The sequence below is a fragment of the Pseudomonas sp. PDM13 genome, assembly GCF_025685765.1.
Lineage (GTDB): Bacteria > Pseudomonadota > Gammaproteobacteria > Pseudomonadales > Pseudomonadaceae > Metapseudomonas > Metapseudomonas solani.
Genome location: NZ_JAOTQU010000001.1, coordinates 235,038 through 259,876, shown reverse-complemented (window position 1 = coordinate 259,876; position 24,839 = coordinate 235,038). Strand labels below are relative to the sequence as shown.

Sequence of the window (24,839 nt, the reverse complement as noted above, 5' to 3'; positions counted from 1 at the left end):
CGCCCCACACCCCAGTCCCCACCGCCGCGTGGGGGCGCCTCGCTTGCAGACAGCGCAGATTCAGGAAGACCACGATGTCGGATGCCCAAGCCGCAACCCCCGCTCAGGATGTACTGGACAAGGCCGTCGCCGAAGGCGGCGCTTACGAGGTGCTGCACAAGCGCCTGCTGGACCAGGGGCAACGCCTGCGGCAGACCACCGAGTCCCTCAACCAGAAGCGTCTGGAAGAGTTCGGCAACAGCCGCATGGACGTCATCGGCCGGGTGCGCATCCGTACCGAGAACAACTGCATCGCCCGCGACATCGTCCAGGTCGGCGACTGCCTGCTGTTCGGCTACAACGTCTTCATCGGCCTGAAGAAGGAGACCCACGTCGCCGACGTGTTCTCCCTCTACCGCCTGGTGGAGGAGGGCGAGGGCTACGAAGCCGAGCCGGTGCCGCTGGAGGGTTCGTTCCTCGCGGCCCAGGGCTTCGTCAACGACTTCAACGAGCTCTACACCTACTACAAGAACACCCGCCTGCTGCAGCTGGCCATCCGCGACGGCAAGCTGCTGGCGAGCTTCCAGATCGGCGAGCGCATCACCGACATCCGCGTGTTCCGCTGGTCCATCTCCGCCGACGGCCGCGATGTGCGCTACATCGACAACCGTGGCGAGCGCGACATCGCCCTGCCGGCGCCCTTCGACTTCGAATGGAAGAAGGCCACCCGCGAGATGGTGGTACAGGGGCGCTTCCCGCACCTGAACATCCTCGACACCGTGTTCGTCGAAACCATCGGCGGCGACCTCACCATCAAGGTCGAGAACAACACCGAGGACGGCCTCGGCATCTACCGCGAGGAGGTGCTCGACAAGACCCAGTCCCTCGACGACGCCCAGGTGGAATTCGCCCGCCTTGGCAGCCTGATCCTGCTCAAGGTGCTGCCCTACCGCGAAGAGCAGTGGCGCTACCTGGTGTTCAACAGCCTCACCCGCAAGGTCGAGCGCATCGACGCCATCGGGCTGGCCTGCGTCCAGCTGCCGGAAGACCACGGCATCATCTTCCCCGGCGGTTACTACCTGCAGAACGGCGAGTACAAGACCTTCGAGCAATCCATGGACGGCATGCGCTTCAAGCGTGCCGTGCGCTCGCCCAACGGCGAGGACGTGCAGTACATCTTCTACCACCCCGAACAGGGGCGGGCGGTGCTGCTCACCTACAACATGATCAACCGCCAACTGCAGAACCCGCTGTTCGGCCACGGCTACGCGCGCCTGGAAGACGGCCGCATGGTGATCTTCGCCGCCGAGGGTGACGAGCCCACCCGCATCCACCCGATGCAGGTCTGGCAGACCCCCTTCTTCACCGAGGAATACGCCGCCCGCCAACCGGCCCGCAGTGGCTTCCTCGGGCGCATCGGCAACGCCGAGCTGGTGCGCGGCGTCTCCGACCTCTACGACCTCAGCCGCGAGATCGAAACCCCCGCGGTCTCGGTGCAGCGCTATTCCCAGCTGTGCCAGAACACCCGCCGCCTGTTCGACGTCTACCACTGGCTCGGCAGCGACCAGCTCGAAGGCCTGGCGCCCCTGCTGCGCGAAGTGGCCGCCACCGCCGAGCTGGTGCTCGACGAATACGAGAAGGTCGAGAGCATCCGCCGCCAGTCCGACCAGGCCATGGTCGGCGCCGAGGAGAAACAGAAAGCCCTGCTCGACGGCCTGCTGCCGGACAGCTGGGACCAGGTGCAGAGCTTCGTCGACGCCCTCAACGGCATCACCGCCCAGCGCGGCCTGCTGCTGACCATCCGCGACTACCGCTACATAGACGTGGCGCGCATCGACGCCATGGAAGCCGAGCTGCTCAAGGCCCAGGAACGCACCGCAGCCGCCACCGCCGGTTTCCTCGCCAGCGAGCAGGCGCTGCAGCCCTTCGTCGCCCGCCTGGAGGCCCTCGACGCCGAGGCGCAGAAGGCCGAGACCGTGGCCCAGCTGGCCGAGCCCCTGGCCGCGTTGCAGGCCATGGCCGCCGACCTCGACATGCTCTCCAGCCTGATGGCCTCGTTGCAGATCGACGACGCTACCCAGCGCACCCGCATCATCGAGTCCATCTCCGAGATCTACGCCCGCCTCAACCAGGCCAAGGCTCGCGCCGAGCAGCGGCGCAAGGGGCTGGGTTCCACCGAGACCGTGGCCCAGTTCGGTGCCCAGTTCAAACTCTTCAGCCAGGGCATCACCAACGCCCTGGGCCAGGCCCAGGACCCGGAGCGCTGCGACGAACAGCTGTCGCGCCTGCTGGTGCAGCTGGAGGAACTGGAGAGCCGCTTCGGCGACCACGAGCAGTTCCTCGGCGACATCCTCGCCAAGCGCGAAGAGCTGCTGGAAACCTTCGAGGCGCACAAGCAATCCCTGCTCGACGAGCGCCAGCGCAAGGCCCAGGGCCTGCTCGACGCCGCCCGGCGCATCCTCGAAAGCCTCGGCCGGCGCACGGCGAAATTCACCCAGGCCGAAGAGCTCAACGCCTTCTTCGCCGCCGACCCGCTGATCCTCAAGCTGCGCGAACTGGCCGAGCGCCTGCGCGAGCTCAAGGACAGCGTCAAGGCCGATGATGTCGAAGCCCGCCTCAAGGGCGCCCGCGACCAGGCCGTGCGTGCCCTGCGCGACAAGACCGAGCTGTTCGAAGAGGGCGGCAACGTCATCAAGCTCGGCCCGCGCCACCGCTTCAGCGTCAACACCCAGGAGCTGGACCTGACCCTGATGCCCCGGGGCGACGAGCTGCACCTGCACCTCACCGGCACCGACTTCCTCGAACCCCTGCGCGACCCCGAGCTGGATGCCCTCAAGGCCTTCTGGCAGGTGGCGCTGGAGTCCGAATCCGCGCAGCTGTACCGCGCCGAATACCTCGTCGGGCAGGTGCTCGACGCCGCCGATGCGGGGCAGGAAAACCTCAGCCTGGACGGCCTCAAGCAACTGCTGGGGCAGCCCGACGAACTGGCGCGGGTGATCCGCGACTTCGCCGCGCCGCGCTACAAGGAAGGCTACGAGAAGGGCATCCACGACCACGACGCCGCCGCCATCCTGGCCCAGCTGCTGCCGCTGCGCGAAAGCGCCGGGCTGCTGCGCCATGCCGCCCCGGCGCGGGCCTTCGCCAGCCTGTTCTGGGACCTCCACCGCAGCGACGAAAGCGCGGCCCAATGGCCGGAGCGGGCCCGTACCAGCCGGCACATCCAGCAGCTGTTCGGCCGCCGCGAGGGCCTGCTGGAGTTGCAGGCGGAAATCCTCGACGCGATGCAGGCCTTCCTCGTCGAGCAGCCCCTGGGGCTGGGCGCCGCCGCCCCGGCGGAAGCCGCCGAGTACCTGGTGCAGGAACTGGCCGCCGAACGCATCGAATTCACCTTCAGCAAATACGCCCGCCAGTTGCAGGAGACGCTCAAGCTGCGCCTGCAGGGCGCGCGCATGTGGGACGACTACCAGCAGGCCCTGTCGCGCCTGGCCGAGCGCCCGGCGGCGCAGTGGGCGCTGGCGAGCAACTGGCTGCAGGGGCTGTGCTCGGAGGGCGAGCATGCCGCCCTGGCCGACTACATCCCCGAGGCGGTGGCCCTGTCGCTGCTGGCCGAGGACTTCCCGCGGCGCATCACCGAGGTCGACCTGCGCTTTACCGTCGGCAACCTCATGGGCGAGCACCCGCGCATCGCCGAGCGCAGCCTGCAACTGGCGGTGGATGACTTCTTCGCCCGCCTGCGTGGCCACCGCGAGGACTTCCTGCCTGGGCTGCAGCGCTACCAGGCGCTGCGCCAGGCCATCATCGGCCGTGAGCGCGATGCCCTGCGCCTGGCCGAATTCAAGCCGCGCCCGCTCAGCTCCTTCGTGCGCAACAAGCTGATCAACGACGTCTACCTCGGCGTGATCGGCGACAACCTGGCCAAGCAGATGGGCACCGTGGGCGAGAACAAGCGCACCGACCTGATGGGCCTGCTGATGCTCATCTCGCCCCCCGGCTACGGCAAGACCACCCTCATGGAATACGTGGCGCACCGCCTCGGCCTGATCTTCATGAAGATCAACGGCCCGGCCCTGGGCCACGAAGTGCGCTCCCTGGACCCGGCCCAGGCGCCGGACGCCACCTCGCGCCAGGAGCTGGAGAAGCTCAACCTGGCCCTGGAGATGGGCAACAACGTGATGCTCTATGTCGACGACATCCAGCACACCCACCCGGAATTCCTGCAGAAATTCATCTCGCTGTGCGACGGCACCCGGCGTATCGAAGGCGTGTGGAAGGGCCGCACCAAGACCTACGACATGCGCGGCAAGAAGTTCTGCGTGGTGATGTCGGGCAACCCGTACACCGAGTCCGGCGACGTGTTCAAGATCCCCGACATGCTCGCCAACCGTGCCGATATCTATAACCTCGGCGACACCCTGGGCGGCATGCAGGAAGCCTTCTCCCTCAGCTACATCGAGAACGGCCTGACCTCCAACCCGGTGCTGGCGCCCCTGGCCACCCGCGACATGGCCGATGTCTACCGCTTCGTCGCCAAGGCCGAGGGCAAGCCCTTCTCCAGCAACGAGCTGAGCCACAGCTACAGCGGCGCCGAGATCAACGAGATCACCACCACCCTGCAGCGTCTGATGCAGGTGCGCGACGTGGTGCTCAAGGTCAACCAGCAGTACATCGCCAGCGCCGCCCAGGCCGACCAGTACCGCACCGAGCCGCCGTTCAAGCTGCAGGGCTCCTACCGCAACATGAACAAGATGGCGGAGAAGATCTCCGCCGTGATGAACGACGCCGAACTGCTGCAACTGCTGGCTGACCACTACCAGGGCGAGTCCCAGCTGCTCACCACCGGCGCCGAGGAAAACCTGCTCAAGCTCGCCGAGCTGCGCGGCAACCAGAGCCCGGAACAGGTCGAGCGCTGGGCGCAGATCAAGCGCGACTTCCAGCGCAACAAAGCCATGGGCGGCAGCGACACCGACGTCGGCGGCCGCGTGGTGGCCCAGCTCAACGACCTGGTGGAAAGCGTGCGCGGCCTGGCCCGTCAGCCCGACGTGGAAGAGGCACCGGCGGATGCCCAGGTGCCCTGGCAGGAACTGCTCGCCGGGCTGGAGAAGCTGGTGCAGAAGCCGGCCAACCTCGAAGTCGAGGTGGTCGCCCCGGCCCAGCAGGGCGTGCGCGAGGTGCTGGTCAGCCTGGCCGAAAGCCTGGAGAACAGCTTCCTGCCGCTGATCAAGGTGATGGACAAGAAGATCGACATCGACCTGCGCACCCACCACCGCATCAACGACATCTCCAACCGCCTCAACCAGCTGGGCGAGATGATGGGGGCCGGCAAGGCACCGGGTGGCGAATCGTCCTGACCCGCAGGGCTGGCCAGCCCGGCGAACAACCCGAAGACAGGGAGGCTCCATGGATTTCGACGGACTCGACCGGCAGCTGCGTGACAGCCTGCTGGACCTGAAGCTGAGCAACGAGGAGCGCGACGAGCTGCGCCAGCTGGGCACCGAACTGGGCCCGGACCAGGTGCGCTACCTGCGCAACCGCGCCTTCGACCTGGTGCGCGAGCTGGCCCTGGCCGACGCCGCCAACACCCTGCCGGCGCTGAAATGGCTGGAGCAGGTGATCAAGACCCTGGACGTCAGCGCCGCACCGGTGCGCAACATCGCCAGTGCCCACTTCAGCCCAGGCGAGGAATGCCGGCGAAAGATCCGCGAACTGCTGCGCCAGGCGCGGCAGGGCGTGGACATCTGCGTCTACACCATCTCCGACGACCAGCTCAGCAGCGAAATCCTCGCCTGCCACCAGCGCGGCATCGCGGTGCGGGTGATCAGCGACAACGAGAAGCTCTTCGACGAAGGCAGCGACATCCGCCAGCTGCAGGCCGCCGGCGTGCCCCTGCGCATCGACGACAGCCCCTTCCACATGCACCACAAGTTCGCCCTGTTCGACGGCCGCCTGCTGCTCAACGGCAGCTTCAACTGGACCCGCAGCGCCAGCACCAGCAACGAGGAAAACCTGCTGGTGACCGACAACGCGCACCTGGTCGGCAGCTACCAGGCCGAGTTCGAACAATTGTGGAAGCGCTACGCCCCGCGCTGAGCCACGCAGGGGCAGGGGACGCACAGGCCGGCGCGTAGGGCGCTGTGTAGGGGCGCGCGTAGGGTGGCGCGTAGGGTGGGCTTCAGCCCACCGCTTTCCCCCAGCCCCCTCGATGCCCCCCTCGATGCCCCCCGAACGCCCCCAATCCCAAACCCATCGCCAAAACACACACCAACCGATTCAGCCCAACCCCCTGATTCCGGCACAATGCGCCGCTGGAAACCGCCCCGGGACGCCCCATGCCGTCGATCGCGAAACGCCTGTCCTTCTACCGCGCCTGCTACCAGGCCGATAGCCGCGAACTGCAACTGGACGATGTCAGCACCTTCAAGGCCGAGCGCTGGGGCTGGCTGGACGGGCGCGAGGAACTGGCCAGCGGCGCCATGCCCTTCGCCGCGCTGTCGGCGGAGCTGGGCGAGCACCTGTTGCAGCAGCAGAACCTCTACCAACGCGAGCTGCAGCTGATCTACGGCGTGCTGCCGGTGTGCGGGCGGCGCAGCGATGCCGAGGGCAAGACGGTGCGCCACTGCGCGCCGCTGGTGTATTTCGAAGCGCGCCTGGAGAGCCTCGGCGAGGGCGCACCGCCGAGCCTGGCCATCGACCTGGCCCAGCCCCAGCTCAACCGCCGCCTGCTGCGCCAGCTGCTCAAGGCCGATGCCGAGCAGGGGCTGGAAAGCCTGCCGCTGCCCAGCGGCGCGCTGGATGATCACTACCTGGCCGACCTGATGGCCTGGCTGCAACGCTTCACCGTGGTCGGCGAGGTGCTCCCGGCCACCGCCTTCCCCGCGCTGGAGGACGCCGCCCCCCTGAAGAAGGCCATGGCCGCCCAGCGCCTGTCGCTGCGTTCGGCAGCGCTGGTGGCCTTGGCCGAGCGCGGCGCCGGCAGCCGCGGCATCCTCCATGAACTGCAGTTGCTGCAAGGCGCGGAGCGTCATTCACCGGCCCTGCGGCAGTTGCTGGGTGAAGACGCGGGGGCTGAGGAGGGCGGTGAAGTGGGCGCGACCCTCGGCACCCCCAGCCGTCCGGAAGCCCTGCCTGCCTCCCTGAGCCTGGCCCAGCGCCAGGCCCTGGCCAACGCCACCCGCTACCCCCTGAGCTTCGTCGCCGGGCCACCCGGCACCGGCAAGAGCTACACCCTGGCTGCCCTGGCCCTGGACCGACACCTGCAGGGCGAAAGCGTGCTGCTGGTCAGCCGCAGCCAGCAGGCGGTCACGGTGATCGCCGACAAGCTGCGTGATGACCTCGGCCTGCGCGACGGCGTGTTGCAGGTGGAGGAGCAATCCCTGCTGCGCACCCTGCGCGCGCGCCTCGACCAACTGCTGCAGGGCGAACTGCCACCGCTGGAGGAGGGCGCCGTGGCCCGTCAGCAGCGGGCACTGAAAGACCTGCTGGACGAGGAGGCCGCGTTATCCCGCGCCTTCGACAAGCGCAGCCGCCAGGCCCTGCGCTGGAGCGGCCTGCTGGTGCGTGCCGAGCGTGGCACCCTGGCCTTCTGGCAGCGCTGGCTGCAGGTGCCCTGGGTCGAGCGGCGGGTGCGCGGCAGCGTGCGCCACTGGCAGATACTCGACGACCTGCGCGACTGCCAGCGCCGCCGCGAGGCCCACAGCCGGCAGTACATCGACAGCCTGCGGGTGGAGCGCCTGCAACGCCTGCTGGACAGCGACCGGCAGACCTTCGTGCGCTACAACCAGGCCATCCGCGCGCGCAGCTCGCAGCGCCAGCAATCGCTGTTCGACGAACTCGACCCGGCGCGCCTGCTCGCCGCCTTCCCCATCTGGGTGGTGAGCCTGGACGACCTGCACAAGGTGCTGCCGCTGCGCGAGGGGCTGTTCGACGTGCTGGTGATAGACGAAGCCACCCAGTGCGACATCGCCAGCGCACTGCCGGCCCTGCAGCGTTGCAAGCGCGCGGTGGTGGCCGGCGACAGCCGCCAGCTGCGCCATGTGTCCTTCCTCTCCCGCGCCCAGGAGCGCCAGCTGCTGCAACGCGCCGAGCTGCCGGAGAGCGACCAGCAGACCTGGAGCTACCGCGACAACAGCCTGCTCGACCTGGTGGGTGAGCGCTTGGCCAGCCAGCGTGCGCTGACCTTCCTCGACGAACACTTCCGTGGCCGCCCGGCGCTGATCCGCTTCAGCAACGAGGCCTTCTACAACGGCCGCATCCGGGTGATGAAGGAGCGCCCCGAGCAGGTCGCCGCCGAGAGCCTCAGCCTGCATCGGCTGGAAGGCCAGCGCGTGCCGGCCGGGCACAACCCGGTGGAGGCGGAGCGCGCCCTGGCGCTGCTCGAAGAGCATGTGGGCCGCTACCGCGACAGCCAGATCAAGCCCAGCGTCGGCCTGCTCTCGCCCTTCCGCGACCAGGTGGAGCACCTGCGCCGCCTGCTTGCCGAGCGCCTGCCGGGCGAGCTGCTGTCGCAGTTCCGCGTGCGCGTGGCCACGCCCTACGGTTTCCAAGGCGAGGAGCGCGACCTGATGATCCTCAGCTTCGCCATCGACGGTGCCGGCGCCCAGGCCGCCCATTACCTCAACCGCGAAGACATGTTCAACGTCGCCATCACCCGCGCCCGCGAGCACCAGATGCTGCTGTTCAGCGGCGACGAGCGGCAACTCGCCCCCGGCCACCTGCTGCGGCGCTACCTGGAACGCCTGGAGCAGGGCCAGGGCCACGACAACGGCGGCCAGGTGGTGGATGCCTTCCAGCAACAGGTGGCGGAGGCGCTGCAGGGGCAGGGCGTGCGCGTCTGGTCCGGCTACCCGGTGGCCGGGCATTGCCTGGACCTGTTCTGCCAGCGCGGCGAGCGGGTGCTGGCCATCGACCTGATCGGCTACCCCGGCGCCAGCGAAGACGTTTTCGACCTCGAGCGCTACCAGGTCCTGGCACGCGCCGGCCTGGAGATGATTCCCCTCAGCTATGCGGTGTGGAAACTGCAACCCCAGGTGGCCCTGGAGGCCCTGATGACCCGGCTCTAGGTGGCCGATGGCCACTGCCCGACGGCAGGCCGTGGCGGTGGCGGGCGGTTACGCGTAAAGTGCGACGTAAGTCACATTTTATTTCGCCGTCCTTTCCGGTATCACCATGCACGCCCTCGCTTTTCACTCCAGCACGCCGACCCTTTCCGGGGCGGCGGTCGTTCGCCATGGAGTGGCGTCATGGCGCTGAATATCCCCACCCTGGTGCTGGTGGACGTCTACATCCTCGTGCTGCTCGGCCTGCTGGCCGGCCGCGCCTGGCGCCGGGGCAGCCCGGAACCCACCCTCGGCTACCTGAGCCTGATGCTCCTGCTCGGCGCCCTGGCCACGGTGCTGGGCAGCCTGCGCGGGATGAACATCGACCTGGTGCCCATTCTCCTCGGCAATATCGTCCTGCAGTTCAGCTGCGCCATGAACTGGACGGCCATGCGTGTGTTCGCCGGGCGCCGCGCGCACCTGCCGGGGATACTCGCCGGGCCGCTGATCTGGGCCGTGCTGTGCACCCTCCCGGCCTTCTATGAATCACTGCCGCTGCGGGTCTTCGTCGGCACGGCGATGACCCTGGTCTACACCGTGCTCGCCGCGTTCGAGCTGTGGCGCGCCCGGCATGAGCTGCAGGTGTCGGTCAAGCCAGCGCTGGCGCTGCACCTGATCCATTTCGTCACCTACGGCGTGCGTCTGGTGATCGACCGCGGCGTGCCCTTCCAGGCGGCGGTGGACGGGCAAAGCACCGGCTTCTTCGCGGTGATGGTGTTCGAGACGCTGCTCTACGGCATCGGTATGGCCTTCGTCACCCTGGCCATGGTCAAGGAGCGCGCCGAGCTGCAGTACAAGCACGCCGCCTTCAGCGACCCGCTCACCGGCATCGGCAACCGCCGCGCCTTCATGACCTCCGGCGAGGCGCTGCTCAAGTCCTGTGCGGCGCGCAAGGAGTCGGTGGCGCTGCTGCTCTGCGACCTGGATAACTTCAAGCAGCTCAACGACACCTTCGGCCATTCGGCCGGGGACGAGGTGCTGATGGCCTTCTGCGCGGTGACCACCGCGCGCATGCGCAAGCACGACGTGTTCGGGCGCATCGGCGGCGAGGAATTCGCCTGCCTGCTGAGCGATGCCGATGCCGCCACCGCCACCCTGGTGGCCGAACGCATCCGCCGGGAGTTCGCCGAAAGCGATCTGCTCGGGCCGGGCCGCATCAGCGTCAGCATCGGCATTGCCACCTCCTCCCAGGCCGGGCACGAGCTGTACCGCCTGCTGTCCCTGGCCGACAAGGCGCTCTACGAGGCGAAGAACCAGGGGCGCAACCGGGTGGAGCACTATCATTCCGCCATTCCCACCCGCCCCGCCCGGGGCAGCTGAAAACTACCTGCGTTGCCATCGCGGCGTTAAAAACAGGCTCAAGATGCTCATTTACAGCGCGTAAATTCCGCTCTTTCGCCTGTTTTTGCCTTGCGCTGACTGCCTCGCCTACGTTTTTGAAAACCGGTTGCTCCATGGGTTCGTAGCGGAGCCCCAGGTATTACCGTTGTGCCGGGCTCGACTCCGCCTGGTGGAGGTAAAGAGCGACCTCCACCCTACGTAGTGGTCATGTTCCTGCGGTGGCACGAGCGCTTTGTGTAGGGGCGAATTCATTCGCCAAGCGACGCGCAGCGCCGCCGCTCTTAGGTGCCCAGTGCGCCGTTGGCCAGGGCATCGAGCAACTCCCTTTGCAACTCGTCGGCTCGTTGCGGCGCTTCCGGGCGCAGGCGTTCGATGGCCTGGCGCAGGCGGGCGAGGGGGTTCTCGGGGGCCATCAGGTTGCGCAGGTCGAGCAGGGCGATGGCTTGCGGGTAGCGCGCCTGGTCGATGTGCTGGCGCAGCAGCGTGGCGTCGAGGCCACGGCTGTCACCGTCCAGCTCCAGCAGGCGATCGCGCAGGGCGGTGGCGCGCTCGATCTGGTCGAGGGCGATGGCGGCTTCGGCCAGGGTTTCCAGGTACCAGGTGCGTTCGTCCGGGTCGTCGATTTCCTGCACTTCCCAGAGCGCCACGGCCTTTTCCAGGGTCTCCAGGGCGGCATCCTGCAAGCCCAGCTGGTGCTGCAGGCGGGCCAGGTGGCAGGCCTGATCCAGCTGTTCATCCCAGTCCAGTTGCTGGCGCAGGGCGTCGAATTCCTCCAGGTCGGCGGTCACCCCCGCCGGGTCCTGGGCAGTGCCGCCCTGCAGCCGGCTGCGCAGTGCCAGCAGGCGCAGGCGTATCCAATCGGTCTCGTTATCCACAGCCTCCATGGCCTCCAGGCCCTGGTGCAGCAGCGCCGCGCTCCAGGCCGGCTGGGCCTCGGTGCAGCGGCCGGCCAGCTCGAGGCGCAGCCAGGTGGCGTCGGTGCCGTCGAGGCTGCTGGCGCGCAGCAGGGCGTCGGCACGGGCGGTATCGGCATGGCCGGCGTGCCAGGCCATGAGGTCGGCCAGCAGCTCCAGGTGCATCTGTTCGGGGGCCAGAGCCAGCAGGCGCTCGGCCAGTTGCGGGCGTTCGCTGTCCAGGGCCAGGCGCAGCAGCTCGTGCCAGTCGAGGGCGTGCAGCGGCATGTCTGGGCGCGCCAGCAGCTCCAGGGCCTGGGCTTCGCGGTTGCTTGCCAGCAGCAGGGTGATGGCGTCGTTGGCCAGCAGTGCGTCGGGGGCGACGGCCAGCTCGGTGAACAGGTCGAGGCGTTCCTGGGCCAGGCATTCCCGCAGCAGGGCCTGGAAGTCGGCGGGCGCGTCCTGCACCGGCACGCTGAGCATGGCGCGGGCGCGCTCCAGGCTGCGGTCGGCGGCTTCGGGGCGCTCCAGTTGGCGTTGCAGGCCGGCCAGCAGCAGGTTCTGGCGGACGGACAGGGCCTGGCCCACCTGGCCTTCCTGGCCGGCGGTGACGCTGTCGAGCAACTGCTGCGCCTGGTCCTGGCGGCCGGCGGCGGCCATCAGCGGGATGCTCAGCAGGGGCGTTTCGGGCAGGGGGCTGGCGCTGGCTTCCAGCAGGTCGAGGGCGGCGAGGGCGCCCGTCTGTTCCAACTGGTTCTCCAGCATCGCTTCCAGGGCGGACTGGCGATAGCCGGCCGTGAGTTCGGCCAGGGCGCCCAGCGCCAGGTCGCGGTCGCCGGCGAGCAATAGCGCCGGGGCCACCTGGTGCATGGCCAACTGGCGTGCCTCGCCGTCCAGGCGCTGCGCCAACTGATGGCCCAGGTGCGGTTCGAGCAGGGTGAGCAAGGCTACCCGGTTGATCTGTGCGGCGCCCTCGGCGCTGACGCGGGGGGCGTGGGGGCGTCGGGCCGAGCGCCACAGGGCGATGGCCAGGAGTGCCACGATGCCAGCCACGATGATGAACGCTTCCATTGGCTTCCTTTCCTGAAGTGCGGACCGGGGCGGCTTATAAAGGGGCTGGCCCGGGCTGGCAACCCCGAGTCGCGCGGGCTGGGAACCCGAGCGCATTTCCGGGGTGCCGAACGGCCGGACGGTGCCCGGGCGCGGTGCCGGGTTTCGGGTTAGACTTGCCGCCTTTTCGCCTAACCAAGAAGCCCGCACATGGCCCTGCAAGCGACGCCCTACAAAGTCGACCTCAACCTCACCGACCTCGACCGCAGCGTCTACGAGAACCTGCGTTTCACCGTCGCCAAGCACCCCTCGGAAACCGAGGAACGCCTGGCCGTGCGCCTGATCGCCTACGCGCTCTGGTACCACGAGCAGCTGGCTTTCGGTCGCGGCCTGTCGGACGTCGACGAGCCGGCGCTGTGGGAGAAGAGCCTCGACGACCGCGTCCTGCACTGGATCGAAGTCGGCCAGCCGGATGCCGAGCGCATCACCTGGTGCTCGCGCCGCACCGAACGCTTCAGCCTGGTGGCCTACGGCAACCTGCGCGTGTGGCAGACCAAGGTGCTCGACGGTGTGCGCAGCCTGAAGAACATCAATGTGGTGGGGGTCGACCAGGAAGCCCTGGAGAACCTTGCCAAGGACATGCCGCGCGCCATCAACTGGAGCGTGATGATCAGTGACGGCGAACTGTTCATCACCGACGAGCGTGGCCAGCACGAGATCCCCCTGGAGTGGCTGGCCGGCGAACGCTGACCGCTGCCCCACGCGGCCGCCGGCTCCGTCGCGCGGCCCCCTGTTCCACGGCGGGCTTCCCGCCCCGTAAGCCTGAAGACTGAGCCGCATGCGTATCGATCCCCGCCCGTTGCCCGCCACCCTGCCTGACCTCGGCGACCTGCCGCCCCTGCTGACCCGCCTCTACGCCGCCCGTGGCGTGCAGTCCGCCGCCGAGCTGGACAAGGGCCTGGCGCGGTTGATCCCCTACCAGCAGCTCAAGGGCATCGACGCGGCGGTGGAACTGCTGGTGCAGGCCCTGGAGCAGCGCCAGCGCATTCTCTATGTCGGCGACTTCGACGCCGACGGCGCCACCGCCAGTACCGTCGGCGTGCTCGGCCTGCGCATGCTCGGCGCGGCCCATGTCGACTACCTGGTGCCCAACCGCTTCGAATACGGCTACGGCCTGACCCCGGAGATCGTCGCCGTGGCCCTGGAGCGTCGCCCCGACCTGCTGGTGACCGTGGACAACGGCATCTCCAGCGTCGACGGCGTGGCCGCGGCCAAGGCGGCCGGGCTCAAGGTGCTGGTCACCGACCACCACCTGCCGGGCCCGGAACTGCCGGCGGCGGACGCCATCGTCAACCCCAACCAGCCGGGCTGCGAGTTTCCCAGCAAGGCCATGGCCGGCGTCGGCGTGATCTTCTATGTGCTGCTGGCCCTGCGCGCGCGCCTGCGCCAGCTGGACTGGTTCACCCGCACCGGCCGCCCGGACGCCAACCTCGCCGAGCTGCTCGACCTGGTGGCCCTGGGCAGCGTCGCCGACGTGGTGCCGCTGGACGCCAACAACCGCATCCTGGTGCACCAGGGCCTGGCGCGCATCCGCGCCGGCCGTGCCCGCGCCGGGCTCAAGGCGGTGCTGGAAGTCGCCGGTCGCCCGGCGGCGCGCATCACCTCCACCGACCTCGGCTTCATCCTCGGCCCGCGCCTCAACGCCGCCGGCCGCCTGGACGACATGAGCCTGGGCATCGAATGCCTGCTCTGCGAAGACGAGGCTTTGGCCCGCGACATGGCGGTGCAGCTCGACCAGCTCAACCAGGACCGCAAGGCCATCGAGCAGGGCATGCAGCGCGAAGCGCTTGCGCAGCTCAAGGACCTGCCCCTGGAAGACCTGCCCTTCGGCCTCTGCCTGTTCGAGGCGGACTGGCACCAGGGTGTGATCGGCATCCTCGCCTCGCGCATGAAGGAGCGTTACCACCGCCCGACCATCGCCTTCGCCGACGCCGGCGAGGGTCTGCTCAAGGGCTCGGCGCGTTCGGTGCAGGGGTTCCATATCCGTGACGCCCTGGACGCCGTGGCCGCGCGCCACCCGGGGCTGATCAGCAAGTTCGGCGGCCACGCCATGGCGGCGGGGCTGTCCCTGCCTGTGGAAAACTTCGGTGCCTTCGCTGCCGCCTTCGACGCCGAGGTGCGCCGCCAGCTGGACGAGGAGGACCTCACCGGCCGCCTGCTTTCCGACGGCCAGCTGAGCATCCAGGAGTTCCATCTGGAACTGGCCCGCGCCCTGCGCCAGGCCGGCCCCTGGGGCCAGCATTTCCCCGAGCCGGTGTTCCACGGCATCTTCCAGGTGGTGCAGCAGCGCCTGGTGGGCGAGCGCCACCTCAAGCTGGTGCTGAAGACCGAATGCGGCTCCGTGCAGCTGGACGGCATCGCCTTCAACATCGACCGCGACCAATGGCCCAACCCCACCGTGCGCTGGGCGGAAGTGGCCTACAAGCTGGACGTCAACGAATACCGTGGGCAGGAAAGCGTGCAGCTGATGGTGGCGCACATCGCGCCACGCTGATCGCGCCGGCGGGCACAGGGTGGGCATGGGGGCGTAGGGTGGCGCTTCAGCCCACCGTTTCTCTGACCCCCCAGCCATTTCGAAGTCCTGCCGAACTCCCGTGTCCCAGGCACAGCCCCGTGCCACGTTCGACTCCGCCTGGTGGAGGTAAAAAGCGACCTCCACCCTACGCAGCGGTCATCTCCGCGCGTCAGCCCGGCAGTCCTGTAGGGGCGACTTCAGTCGCCAAGCGGCGCGCAGCGCCGCCGTTTCCGGGCCTTACCAGCAGTGCTCACTTGTACCGCGCCGCCGCGCTGCTGCGGGACATGTTCGGGCCGAGTTTGGTGCGGGCGCTGACCACGGCGGCCCAGTCGGCGGCGTCGGGCAGCGAGGGGATGGTGACCAGTTCGCCCTGGTCGAAGCCGGCCAGCGCGGCGTCCACCATCTCGCCGGCTTCCATGATCATGTTCGGGTCCAGGTGCGCGGCGTCGATACCGGAGCGCTCCCAGATCTCGGTGCGGGTGATGCCCGGCAGCACGGCCTGCACCTGAACGCCCTTGGGCGAAATCTCGTGGTTCAGCGTCTGGGTCAGGCTCAGTACATAGGCCTTGGTGGCGCTGTAGGTGGCGTTGAACATCTCGGGGATCAGCGCGACCACCGAGGCGAGGTTGATGATCGCGCCTTCGCCGGCCTCGCCGAAGCGCTTGGCGGCGACCACCGAGAGGTGGGTGAGGGCGGTGACGTTGAGCTCGATCATCGAGTCGATCTGGTCCAGGTCGGCATCGGCCAGCTGGCCGTTCTGCGCCACCCCGGCGTTGTTCACCAGCACCTTGATGGCGGCGTCACTGGCCAGGCGCTGTTCCACGGCGCGCAGGTCGGCGCGCTGGGTCAGGTCGGCCTTGAGGGTTTCCACCTTCACGCCGTATTCGCCGCCGAGGCGTTTGGCCAGTTCGTCGAGGCGTTTCTGGTCGCGGGCCACCAGCAGCAGGTCGAGGCCACGGCGGGCCAGGCGTTCGGCGTAGGTGGCGCCGATCCCGGAGGATGCGCCAGTGATCAGTGCGGTGCCCTTGAGGTTGTGCGAGCTCATTGCGGTGTCTCCGGGAAGAGGGGGAATGTTTATATGATGCGTGTAATTCACGTTTTATATTATGACTATAATTTTAACTGTCAAGCACAGGATCAGAGTCATTCAAGCGGAGCGACGAAAGGATTCCAGGCCGCTTGCCGCAAGCTGACGGGTGGCACGGCCGGCGGACTCCGGCCTGATGAACGGCCGTGAACCGCAGCCGCAGTGGCCGGTCAATTGCCCCGTGGTCGCCAGGATGGCAGAACGCGGATGCGGGCCACGTCGACGCGGCAGCCGAGCAGGCCGCCGCTGCGTAGCCAATGACCGGCACTCGCCGAAAGGAACTCGCCATGACCCAGCCCCCCACCTATTCCCGCCCCCGGCCGCGCCTGGCCACCTCGCTGATGCTCGCCTCCCTGCTCGCGCTGCCGACCCTGGCCATGGCGCGGGATTTCCAGGTCACCCGCACCGATGACGGCTTCGACGGCCTCTGCGATGCCGACTGCACGCTGCGCGACGCGGTTGAAGCCGCCAACCGCCTGGGTGGCAAGAACCGCATCGTCCTGCCCGCCGGCATCTACGCCCTGACCCTGCCGCCGGCCATGGGGGAGGAGGGTGAGATCCTCGACGAGGACCAGAACCTCAACGGCGACCTCGACGTGCGGGCCGGCAACCTGACCCTGGTCGGCGCCGGCGTGGGTGCCAGCGTCATCGACGGTTCGGGCCTGGACCGCCTGCTGGAGATCGATCTCGGCGTCACCGTGCTGCTTCAGGACCTGACCCTGCGCAACGGCCACACCACCAGCAACGGCGGTGCCATCGAGAACTTCGGCTACCTGGTGGTGCGCCGCGTGGCCTTCCAGGACAACCGCGCCAGCTATGGCTACTACGACGGTGACGGCGGGGCGATCTCCAACCGCGGCACCCTGGAAGTCCACAGCTCGGTGTTCGAGCGCAACCGTGCCGACTTCGGCGACTCCGGCCGTGCCCTGGGCGGGGCCATCTTCAACGGCGGCCTGCTCACCGTGCGCGACAGCCTGTTCAGCGAGAACGTCACCAATGGCGACGACGTGGTCGCCCTGGGCGGCGCGCTGTTCAACACCGGCACCGCCGACGTGGCCCGCAGCGCCTTCCTCCATCACCGCGCCGACGGCCCCGGCATCGCCATCCGCAACGACGGCAATGGCGTGCTCAAGCTGACCAACGTCACCGTCTCCGGCAAGAACTCCACGGGCGAAGGCGACTCCGACGCCGCGGTCGCCAACGGCTCCGACTACCCGATGTTCGCCGGCACGCCGAGCCTGCAGCTGGTCAACGTCACCATCGCCGACAACCTCACCCTCGGCCTGCTGAACCATGGCCGTCTGTCGGTGCGCAACAGCCTGATCGTCGGCAACGGCAACGAATCCATCGGCCCGGCCAACTGCGCCAATGGCGGTGACACGGCCAGCTACCAGGCCAGCGGCCTGCTGCTGGGCACCGACACCGGCAACTGCACGGCCGACGTCCATGTCAACGACGCCGACGCCTTCACCCGCGTGCTCTACCCCCTGGCGGCCAACGGTTCCAGCCTGCCGACCCACGCCCTGCGCCCGCGCAGCCCAGCGGTGGACGCCGGCATCGGCTCCTGCACCCAGCAGGACCAGCGCGGCTCCATGCGCCCCCGGGATGGCGACGGCGACGGCATGGCGCTGTGCGACCTGGGTGCCTACGAGCGCCCCAAACCCTGAGCCCGGCCGCCGCTTTCTTTTTCAAAATGTGTCAGCGGCGGTCGTTCGATTAGTAAAAGCAATTTCAGCATTGGCCCGGTTCGGCTGATAACACTGGAGCTGTCATCCGAATCGGCAGGGACGCTGGCGAGCACCCATCTTGCAGGTACTGCCATGTCCATACGGTCCATCACCATCGCCTCACGCGCCTCCCTGTGTTTCGCCCTGATCACCCTGCTGGTGATCGGCCTGGGCGCCTTCTCCTGGCAGCAGATGCATGTGCTGCGCGGCACCGAGCAGGACATCGAGAACAACTGGCTGCCCGCCATCCAGACGGCCGACGATATCCAGGCCAGCCTGTTGCGGGTGCGCCTGGAAAGCCTGCGGGTATTGGCCAGCACCTCGCCGAGCGAACAGCAGAGCGCCCTCGACCAGCTGCAGACCGCACGGCGGACGCTGACCGAGAAGAGCGACTTCTACAGCCGCAACCTGATCACCAGCCCCGAAGAGCAGCGCGTATTCGACGCCTCGGCCCAGGCCCTGCAGGCCTACATGGGCGGCCTGCAGAAGATGATCGACCTGCACGGCAGCGACCCGGCCCAGGCGCTGGCCTGGGCCAACAGCGGCCAGCGTGACCTGGCGACCACCTACCAGCAGCGCCTCACCGACCTGCGCGACCTCAACGCGGCCGGGGTCAAGCGCTCAGGCATCGCCGCCGGCAACGCCTACGACACCAGCATCAACATCGTCATCGGTTCGGTGCTGCTGGCCCTGGCGATGACCGTGGCCCTGGCCATGACCCTGACCCGCAGCATCGTGCGGCCCCTGGGCGATTCGCTGCGCTTCGCCGAATCCATTGCCAAGGGCGACCTGACCCGCACCGTCGAAGTCAGCGGCCAGGACGAGGCCACGCGCCTCAGTGAAGCCCTGCAGCGCATGCAGGAGAACCTGCGGCAGACCATCCGGCAGATTTCCGATTCCTCCATCCAGCTCGCCTCGGCGGCGGAGGAAATGACCACCGTCACCGAGCAGGGCAGCCTCACCCTGCAGCAGCAGAACTCCGAGATCGAGCAGGCCGCCGCCGCAGTCAACCAGATGACCGCCGCCGTGGAGGAAGTGGCACGTAACGCCGCCTCGGCCTCCACCTCGGCGCGCCAGTCCAGCGAAGCGGCGAACCTGGGCAACCAGCGCGTGGCCGAAACCCTGGAGGCGATCCGCAGCCTCTCGGTGCAGGTGCAGGAAACCGAAGCCCAGGTGCAGGGCCTGGCCCAGCAGGCGGTGGACATCAGCCAGGTGCTCAACGTCATCCGTGCCATCGCCGAGCAGACCAACCTGCTGGCCCTCAACGCCGCCATCGAAGCGGCGCGGGCCGGCGAGCAGGGCCGAGGTTTCGCCGTGGTGGCCGACGAGGTGCGCGCCCTGGCCCATCGCACCCAGACCTCGACCCTGGAGATCGAGAAGATGATCGCCTCCATCCAGAACGGCACCGGCTCGGCGGTGCAGGCCATGCAGGCGAGCAACAGCCAGGCCCAGGCCACGCGCCTGTCCGCCGACGAGGCCGGGCGCGCCTTGCAGGAAATCACCGAAGCGGTGGGCACCATCGACGAGCGCAACCTGCAGATCGCCACCGCCTCGGAGCAGCAGGCCCATGTCGCCCGCGAAGTGGACCGCAACCTGATGAGCATCCGCGACCTGTCGATCCAGAGCGCCGCCGGCGCCCACCAGACCACCGTCGCCAGCAGCGAAGTCGCGCGCCTGGCGGTGGACCTGAAAGGGCTGGTGGCACGCTTCAGCGTGTAAGGCGATTTGAGCTTTTTCGATCCGCTGGCGGCGTTGCTGCTGTGGCTGCGCCCGCGCTGGGGGGCTGCTGACCCTGGCGATCATCGTGCTGGATGCCGTGCACAACAGCTTTTATGTGTCGGCACACGGCCAGTGGCTGGAAACCTTCTACCGGTCTCAGGTGGTTTTTTTGCTGGTGGTGGTCGCGTTTTTGCCCCTGGCCTGGAGCGGGTTGCCGGCCAGGGGGTGAGCTCTGATGCTAGAGTCCAGGCGCTTTTTGTTCCGCTGCGTCGAGAATGCTTTCCAGGCTCAAAGGGTCCAGGCAGTCCGCGGCCAGAGCCCGGGCCTTGTGGAAATAGTCCCGGGCCGCGGAGCCGTCAAGACCGCTCTTGAGTGCCAGCAGGTAGTAGCCGTCGGCGCGAAACTGCTCCAGGTTCAGCAGCACTGGGGTGTAGAGGCTCTGCAGCGTGGCCAGCGGCTGCCCCTGTTTGATCTCCGGCATCTGCGCAGGCTTGAAGCAGAGGGAGTTGATGGCCGGCAAAGGGTAGTGCTTCGCATAGGAATCCGCCTGCTCCAGAGCGTTGAGCAGTTGTGCCCGCAGCCGCAGCAGTTCAGGGTCATTGAGCTTGAAACGCTGGTACGCGGTTTCGCAGTCGCGCAACAGTATTACTGCGGCCGCCAGCAAGCCCTGATCCGCGGCGCTTTGGTACAGCGCGCAGGCCTTGTTGTGTTGTGCCTGGTAGTCGCGGTCAGACAAGGTCTTGCGGTTTTCTTCCAGGTTCGCCAGCAGGTAGCTGGCGACTCCATGACCGGCGTCGCTGGCCTTGTGCAACTGATTTTCGTAGACCTGCAAGTTCCGCGCGATTTGCTGCATCGCCTGGGCCAGCGCCGGTTTCTGGAGTTGCTGGTCCTGCTCTTGCTCCAGCAATTGCTCGAACCGTTGCTGATTGTCTTTGGCTATGTCCACGGCCTTTTGCAAGGCGGCTTCGCTCTCGGCGTTGGGCGTCGCCTGCGCCGGCGTCCACAGGCCAAGGCTGAGCAGCAGGGGTAGTAAAAGACGCGGTTTCAATGACACTTCCTCCTTGAATGGCCGCGCAGGATACGTCGCATAAAAGCAGTCTGCCACTACTGCGATGGTGATGCTCCAGGCCCGGCGACGCTAGGCTCTGGCGACTTTTTTCCCTTCAAGATGGTGTTCGATCTTCTCAAGCCGATGTTGTACGTCCGGGTCTATCGAAACCGCGTGCTGATTTGCGAGCTCGTGGCCCAGTGTGAGCAGGACGTGCATGCCACCTTCAGCACCGAGCGCTTGCCGGAGGGGCAGTTCAACGATGCTTGTGTCGCGCTGCGCCAGGCCATCAAGCTTTCGCTCGGCCTCCTGGGAAGGGGCGTTTGGCGGCTGCTCCAACGTTCTTCGCTCGAGCCCTCACATTGATGTGCGCACCAACTCAGCGCGCATGTGGCGGCTTTCGTAGGATGGGTCGGGCGGCGTTCCGCGAGCGGAGCGAAACCCATGCGGTGGAGATGGCAGAAACCCTTGGGCGCCCGAAAGGCCCGTGCTTAAGCCTTTGCTTTAGAACCTCAACAGCTAACGGAGACAGAGAGAGCTCATTCGCGAAACGTTTCACGGAGCGGTTTCATCATGGCCCATCGCTGTGTTGGGCCTCGCTGCGCTCGGCGCCAACCTACGGAGCCGTGCTGCGCTGCGTAGGGGTGGTCTCAGTCCAGCGCTTCCCGGCATGGGAACCATCTCCCACTCCCACGGACGAACACCTGTAGGCCTCTGGACAAGCGGCCTGGCGGCGGCATAGCGTTGCCGGGCGCCGGGTTGGCGTGGTTTTCACAGCGTTCCAAGGAGTGATGGTGTTCGATCTTCTCAAGCCGATGTTGTACGTCCGGGTCTATCGCAACCGCATGCTGATCCGCGAGCTCGTGGCCCAGCGTGAGCAGGACGTGCATGCCACTTTCAGTACCGAGCGCTTGCTGGTGGGGCAGTTCAACGATGCCCGTGTCGCGCTGCGCCAGGCCATCAAGCTGATGCTGCGCGGCCAGTGGATTTCCATGGCGCCGACCATCCTCGTGCACCCCATGGAGATGATCGAAGGCGGCCTGTCCCAGGTGGAGGAGCGCATCTTCCATGAGCTCGGCGCCGGCATCGGCGGGCGTCGGGTGCGGGTGCATATCGGCGATGAGCTGAACGACGAGGCCGTGCGCCGTCAGTTGGCTGTGCGATGAGCGCGGAGCTGGTCGAGCGCTGGTTCGGTGCGGGCTTCGCCGGACTGCACCCCTTGTTGCAGCAGCTGCACCGCCAGGGCGGGGTGCTCCAGGGCGAGGTGGAGCTGGCGACCGGTAGCGGTCTTGCCGGTTGGCTGGGCCGCCGGCTGGCGGCGAAGCTGGGGCTGCCCCTGGGGGCGCGACGCGTGCCCTTGCGGGTGGATATCCACAGCGACGAGGCGGGCCTGCACTGGAACCGGCGCTTCGCCGAATCCGCCACCCTGGTTTCCCTGTTCCGCCCCGTGGGGCGCTGGCCGGATGGGCACTGGGAGGAAAGCACCGGCGCCCTGCGCCTGGCCCTGAAGGTGGACAGTCACGACGGCGACTGGCGCTGGGTGCCGATAGCGGCCTGGGTGCGTGGCCTCCGTGTGCCGCTGTTCCTGTTGCCGCGTACCACCGCCTACAAGCGCATCGAAGACGGGCGCTATCACTTCTTCGTCGGCTTCTCCCTGCCCGGGTTGGGGACGTTGTTTTCCTATAGCGGCGGGTTGGAGCTGGTGCCGGCGGTGGTGGCGGAGGCGGGGTGAAGTCCGACCGCGAATGAATTCGCACACAGGAAGAGCGGCGGCGCGGCGCGCTGCTTGGCGACTGAAGTCGCCCCTACAGGGCAACGAAAAACGGGCTCCACCTGGGAGCCCGTTGTTGTTACCGCGTTGAATCAACCCAGCTCGCCCACCGCCCGCCAGGCTTCGTCGATGGCTGCGTGGGCGTAGGCGCTCCAGGCGGCGTCGGAGTTGGCGATGGTGACGTTGCCGACCTTGGTGCGGGCCAGGTTCATCAGCCTCTCGCTTTCGTCCTCATCGTCGAACAGGCTGTTGGCGAAGTAGGCGTAGCCGTGGGACCAGCGGTTCACGGTGATGCCGAGGATGTCCTTCTGGTGGTCGAAACCGACCGGGCCGAGCATGGCCTGGAGCTGGTCGCGGATGGCCTTTTCCATCTGCTCGAAGCTCATGCCGTAGAGCTTGGTGCGGCCGACCCGTGCCTGGGTGCGGGCGTCCATGCCCATGTTCGGGCTGGTGGGCACGTGGACCATGTGCAGGCCGATGGGCTGGTTCGGGTCGCGCGGGTGGCGGTAGCCGCCGATGTCCACCGGGTAGTCGAGCTTGACCCGGCTATAGGGCTGGTTCGGCGCGTAGATCTCGTGCACGCCGAGCTTGCGGAAGCTCTGCCAGTTGCGGATCACCACCTTGGTGTACACCAGCGGGAACTTCACGTTCTGCGCCAGGGCGTGGGCCTGCTCGGCGGAGAGGTCGCGCAGGATGTAGGGGATGATCATGTTGTAGCAGGCCAGCACCGTGTGCTTGCCGCGCACGCGGTGCAGCTGGCCGCCACGGCTGTAGCCGACGTCCACGCCGCCGTCGCGGTTGCGCACGCTGACCACGGTGCTGTTCAGGCGCAGGCGCACCGGGCTCTTGGCTTCGTCGAGCTTGGCGTAGTCGAAGTCGGCGAGGACGATGTCGTCCATGCCCTTGCCCGACGCCACGGCCGGGATCAGGCCGCGCACCAGCAGGCGTGCCAGCGAGGCGTTGCCGTCGGGGAAGTGGTAGATGTACGGCTCTTCCATCTCCGCCTTGGCTTCTTCGCTGACGGGGGAGAGGTCCATGGCGGCGAAGCCGGGGAAGCCCACCGAGTAGGCGTCGCCGGCAGCCACGGCGTCGATGCTCAGGGCCGAGAAGTCATTGGTGCGGGCGAGGAAGTAGCGGGTGGCCGCTTCGCTCAGGCCCACGTCCTTGCGCAGGAAGTCCTGGTAGCTGGTCTTGGCCAGATGGGCTTCCTTCTCCTCGCGGCTCTTGCCGGCGAGGTAGTCGCGGGGCGCCTCGTGCAGGTCGATCAGCGCCTGGCGGTCGGCCTCGGGCAGCGGGAAGTCATTGATGAAGGCGCGCCAGCTGCGGGCGTTGAGTTTCTCCGGGGCGATGTCGTCGGCCACCATGGGCGTCGGGTCGCCGGTCACCAGCTTGTCCTGGCCGAAGCCGGCCTTGTCGAAGAACACCCCGCGGGACAGGCCCAGGCCCGGGTAGAAGTCGCGGTCGAAGGCGGTCTCGAAGCGGTCGATATCCACGCCCAGCTGCTTGAGCAGGCCGTTGACCTCGGTGCTGTAGAGGCTCTTGGGCGACTGGAAGGCCTCGCTGCCGCCGTAGCCGAGGATCATCCGTCCGCCGGCCTGGAATTCGTTGCGCTTGGCGTGGCCGCCGAAGTCGTCGTGGTTCTCGACGATGAGCACCCGCGCCTGCGGGTTCTTCTGGCGGTAGAACCAGGCCGCGGCGAGGCCGCTGATGCCGCCGCCGACCACCACCAGGTCGTACTCCTCTTCGATCTTCAGGCCGTCGGTGTCGAACACCTTCTTCTCCCAGCCCATCTGGTGCGCCACCTCGAAGGCGCCGGGGTGGCTACCGCGCAGGCCGGTGAGGGCGGGCGGGTAGTAGCGGCCGGAGGGGGCGGCCTGGAGCAGCTGCAGCGGAGTGAGTCCGGCGCCGATGGCGAGGGCAGCGCCGTTGAGGAAGTCGCGGCGGGTGATGGTCATGGTGTACCTGCAAGGCGTTGTCGTTTTTATGCATGGCGCCCGGATCGTGCCGGGCGCCACGTCGGGCTTACCAGCCCAGTTGTTTATTGAAGCCCAGGGCGTCGTAGTAGTCGCCCTGGTAGGTGATCTTGCCGTCCTTGATGCGGACGAAACTCACCCCTTCGAACTTCAGGGGCTTGTTGGTGGCCGGGGTTTCCGCTCCCCAGGCGCCGCTGTTGGTGCCGCTGAACTCCCACTGGAAGGCGATGCCGTCGGGCCCGACTATGGGCTCGCTGGTCATCCTCCATTTCAGGTCCGGCACCGCACCGATGAACACCTTGATGACGTTGTCGCGGGCCGCGGCCTTGCCCTTCTGCGGCGTGCCGACGGTGGCGTCGAAGTACTCCGCATCCTCGGCGAGGAAGGTGGCGGCCTTGTCGGCATCGTGGGCATTCCAGGCGGCCATGTAGCCCTCGACCACGGACTTGGCATCACCGGCGGCCTGGGCCAGGCCGGTGGCGGCGCACAGCAGGATGAAGCTGAAACTACGCAGGGTGGTTCGCATTTCGGTTCTCCTGGGGTTTGGGTGCAGCGGTTTTGAAGCAGAGCCGGTGGTGAGGGAA

Annotated in this window: 17 protein-coding genes and 1 pseudogene; 13 read left to right on the top strand and 5 right to left on the bottom strand. The window is 67.7% G+C overall.

What is annotated here, in order from left to right:
* The first annotated feature begins 74 nt into the window (after positions 1-74).
* The 4 genes from OEJ36_RS01220 (at position 75) to OEJ36_RS01205 (ending at position 10,391) form a co-directional block, all read left to right on the top strand.
* On the top strand, positions 75-5,327 hold the full coding sequence (locus tag OEJ36_RS01220; RefSeq protein ID WP_263400067.1) for a DNA repair ATPase: 5,253 nt from the start codon (positions 75-77) through the stop codon (positions 5,325-5,327).
* A gap of 49 nt (positions 5,328-5,376) precedes the next feature.
* The gene (locus OEJ36_RS01215; protein WP_263400066.1) at positions 5,377-6,066 is read left to right on the top strand and encodes a phospholipase D-like domain-containing protein; all 690 of its coding nucleotides are present in this window, start codon (positions 5,377-5,379) and stop codon (positions 6,064-6,066) included.
* Between the two features lie 239 nt (positions 6,067-6,305).
* Entirely contained in the window at positions 6,306-9,035 is a 2,730-nt protein-coding gene (locus OEJ36_RS01210) for an AAA domain-containing protein (protein ID WP_263400065.1), read from the top strand.
* 180 nt (positions 9,036-9,215) lie between these two features.
* A complete protein-coding gene (locus OEJ36_RS01205; protein ID WP_263400064.1) occupies positions 9,216-10,391 on the top strand; it encodes a GGDEF domain-containing protein in 1,176 nt (391 codons plus the stop codon).
* Positions 10,392-10,693: 302 nt separating this feature from the next.
* Here the strand turns inward: OEJ36_RS01205 and OEJ36_RS01200 are convergent, their stop codons facing one another.
* Complete coding sequence (locus OEJ36_RS01200; protein WP_263400063.1) at positions 10,694-12,376, bottom strand: hypothetical protein; 1,683 nt, start codon at positions 12,374-12,376, stop codon at positions 10,694-10,696.
* A 189-nt stretch (positions 12,377-12,565) separates the two neighbouring features.
* Here OEJ36_RS01200 and OEJ36_RS01195 point away from each other — a divergent pair, with 189 nt between their 5' ends.
* Both OEJ36_RS01195 and recJ read left to right on the top strand, forming a co-directional pair.
* Entirely contained in the window at positions 12,566-13,105 is a 540-nt protein-coding gene (locus OEJ36_RS01195) for a YaeQ family protein (RefSeq protein ID WP_021217192.1), read from the top strand.
* A gap of 88 nt (positions 13,106-13,193) precedes the next feature.
* Positions 13,194-14,909 (top strand): single-stranded-DNA-specific exonuclease RecJ, encoded by a 1,716-nt coding sequence (recJ, locus tag OEJ36_RS01190; protein ID WP_021217191.1) that lies wholly within the window; start codon positions 13,194-13,196, stop codon positions 14,907-14,909.
* Positions 14,910-15,180: 271 nt separating this feature from the next.
* Here recJ and OEJ36_RS01185 read toward each other — a convergent pair whose 3' ends face one another.
* Entirely contained in the window at positions 15,181-15,975 is a 795-nt protein-coding gene (locus OEJ36_RS01185; RefSeq protein WP_263400062.1) for an SDR family NAD(P)-dependent oxidoreductase, read from the bottom strand.
* A 329-nt stretch (positions 15,976-16,304) separates the two neighbouring features.
* On the opposite strand from OEJ36_RS01185, the gene OEJ36_RS01180 reads away from it, so the two are divergent.
* The 4 genes and pseudogenes from OEJ36_RS01180 to OEJ36_RS01170 all read left to right on the top strand — a co-directional run bounded on the left by OEJ36_RS01180 (position 16,305) and on the right by OEJ36_RS01170 (position 19,692).
* Complete coding sequence (locus OEJ36_RS01180) at positions 16,305-17,684, top strand: CSLREA domain-containing protein (RefSeq protein ID WP_263400061.1); 1,380 nt, start codon at positions 16,305-16,307, stop codon at positions 17,682-17,684.
* Between the two features lie 153 nt (positions 17,685-17,837).
* Positions 17,838-18,608 (top strand): annotated as a pseudogene (locus tag OEJ36_RS30505) (MCP four helix bundle domain-containing protein); the annotation flags it as partial.
* The gene (locus OEJ36_RS30500) at positions 18,600-19,463 is read left to right on the top strand and encodes a methyl-accepting chemotaxis protein (RefSeq protein ID WP_374981941.1); all 864 of its coding nucleotides are present in this window, start codon (positions 18,600-18,602) and stop codon (positions 19,461-19,463) included. The pseudogene OEJ36_RS30505 and the gene OEJ36_RS30500, both read left to right, overlap by 9 nt.
* 85 nt (positions 19,464-19,548) lie before the next feature.
* Complete coding sequence (locus tag OEJ36_RS01170) at positions 19,549-19,692, top strand: hypothetical protein (RefSeq protein WP_263400059.1); 144 nt, start codon at positions 19,549-19,551, stop codon at positions 19,690-19,692.
* Positions 19,693-19,701: 9 nt separating this feature from the next.
* Here OEJ36_RS01170 and OEJ36_RS01165 read toward each other — a convergent pair whose 3' ends face one another.
* Positions 19,702-20,511, bottom strand: a complete 810-nt coding sequence (locus OEJ36_RS01165) for a hypothetical protein (RefSeq protein WP_263400058.1) — start codon at positions 20,509-20,511, stop codon at positions 19,702-19,704.
* Positions 20,512-20,634: 123 nt separating this feature from the next.
* On the opposite strand from OEJ36_RS01165, the gene OEJ36_RS01160 reads away from it, so the two are divergent.
* The 3 genes from OEJ36_RS01160 to OEJ36_RS01150 all read left to right on the top strand — a co-directional run bounded on the left by OEJ36_RS01160 (position 20,635) and on the right by OEJ36_RS01150 (position 22,243).
* The gene (locus OEJ36_RS01160; RefSeq protein WP_263400057.1) at positions 20,635-20,877 is read left to right on the top strand and encodes a hypothetical protein; all 243 of its coding nucleotides are present in this window, start codon (positions 20,635-20,637) and stop codon (positions 20,875-20,877) included.
* A 428-nt stretch (positions 20,878-21,305) separates the two neighbouring features.
* The gene (locus OEJ36_RS01155; RefSeq protein WP_263400056.1) at positions 21,306-21,677 is read left to right on the top strand and encodes a hypothetical protein; all 372 of its coding nucleotides are present in this window, start codon (positions 21,306-21,308) and stop codon (positions 21,675-21,677) included.
* On the top strand, positions 21,674-22,243 hold the full coding sequence (locus tag OEJ36_RS01150; RefSeq protein WP_263400055.1) for a DUF4166 domain-containing protein: 570 nt from the start codon (positions 21,674-21,676) through the stop codon (positions 22,241-22,243). The genes OEJ36_RS01155 and OEJ36_RS01150 overlap by 4 nt, the downstream gene beginning before the upstream one ends.
* A 131-nt stretch (positions 22,244-22,374) precedes the next feature.
* On the opposite strand, the gene OEJ36_RS01145 is transcribed toward OEJ36_RS01150, so the two are convergent.
* Together OEJ36_RS01145 and OEJ36_RS01140 are read right to left on the bottom strand one after the other, a co-directional pair.
* Positions 22,375-24,237: an NAD(P)/FAD-dependent oxidoreductase gene (locus OEJ36_RS01145; protein WP_263400054.1), complete on the bottom strand. Its 1,863-nt coding sequence runs from the start codon at positions 24,235-24,237 to the stop codon at positions 22,375-22,377.
* A gap of 67 nt (positions 24,238-24,304) precedes the next feature.
* A complete protein-coding gene (locus OEJ36_RS01140) occupies positions 24,305-24,781 on the bottom strand; it encodes an ester cyclase (protein WP_263400053.1) in 477 nt (158 codons plus the stop codon).
* Positions 24,782-24,839 lie beyond the last annotated feature (58 nt).

What these genes read in the sequence shown, in the direction of transcription:
- OEJ36_RS01205 (WP_263400064.1), top strand. Translation starts at nt 9,216, where the DNA reads ATGGCGCTGAATATCCCCACCCTGGTGCTGGTGGACGTCTACATCCTC.
- OEJ36_RS01215 (WP_263400066.1), top strand. Translation starts at nt 5,377, where the DNA reads ATGGATTTCGACGGACTCGACCGGCAGCTGCGTGACAGCCTGCTGGAC.
- OEJ36_RS01195 (WP_021217192.1), top strand. Translation starts at nt 12,566, where the DNA reads ATGGCCCTGCAAGCGACGCCCTACAAAGTCGACCTCAACCTCACCGAC.
- recJ (WP_021217191.1), top strand. Translation starts at nt 13,194, where the DNA reads ATGCGTATCGATCCCCGCCCGTTGCCCGCCACCCTGCCTGACCTCGGC.
- OEJ36_RS01145 (WP_263400054.1), bottom strand. Translation starts at nt 24,237, where the DNA reads ATGACCATCACCCGCCGCGACTTCCTCAACGGCGCTGCCCTCGCCATC.
- OEJ36_RS01150 (WP_263400055.1), top strand. Translation starts at nt 21,674, where the DNA reads ATGAGCGCGGAGCTGGTCGAGCGCTGGTTCGGTGCGGGCTTCGCCGGA.
- OEJ36_RS01210 (WP_263400065.1), top strand. Translation starts at nt 6,306, where the DNA reads ATGCCGTCGATCGCGAAACGCCTGTCCTTCTACCGCGCCTGCTACCAG.
- OEJ36_RS01180 (WP_263400061.1), top strand. Translation starts at nt 16,305, where the DNA reads ATGACCCAGCCCCCCACCTATTCCCGCCCCCGGCCGCGCCTGGCCACC.
- OEJ36_RS01185 (WP_263400062.1), bottom strand. Translation starts at nt 15,975, where the DNA reads ATGAGCTCGCACAACCTCAAGGGCACCGCACTGATCACTGGCGCATCC.
- OEJ36_RS01200 (WP_263400063.1), bottom strand. Translation starts at nt 12,376, where the DNA reads ATGGAAGCGTTCATCATCGTGGCTGGCATCGTGGCACTCCTGGCCATC.
- OEJ36_RS30500 (WP_374981941.1), top strand. Translation starts at nt 18,600, where the DNA reads ATGCAGGAGAACCTGCGGCAGACCATCCGGCAGATTTCCGATTCCTCC.
- OEJ36_RS01140 (WP_263400053.1), bottom strand. Translation starts at nt 24,781, where the DNA reads ATGCGAACCACCCTGCGTAGTTTCAGCTTCATCCTGCTGTGCGCCGCC.
- OEJ36_RS01220 (WP_263400067.1), top strand. Translation starts at nt 75, where the DNA reads ATGTCGGATGCCCAAGCCGCAACCCCCGCTCAGGATGTACTGGACAAG.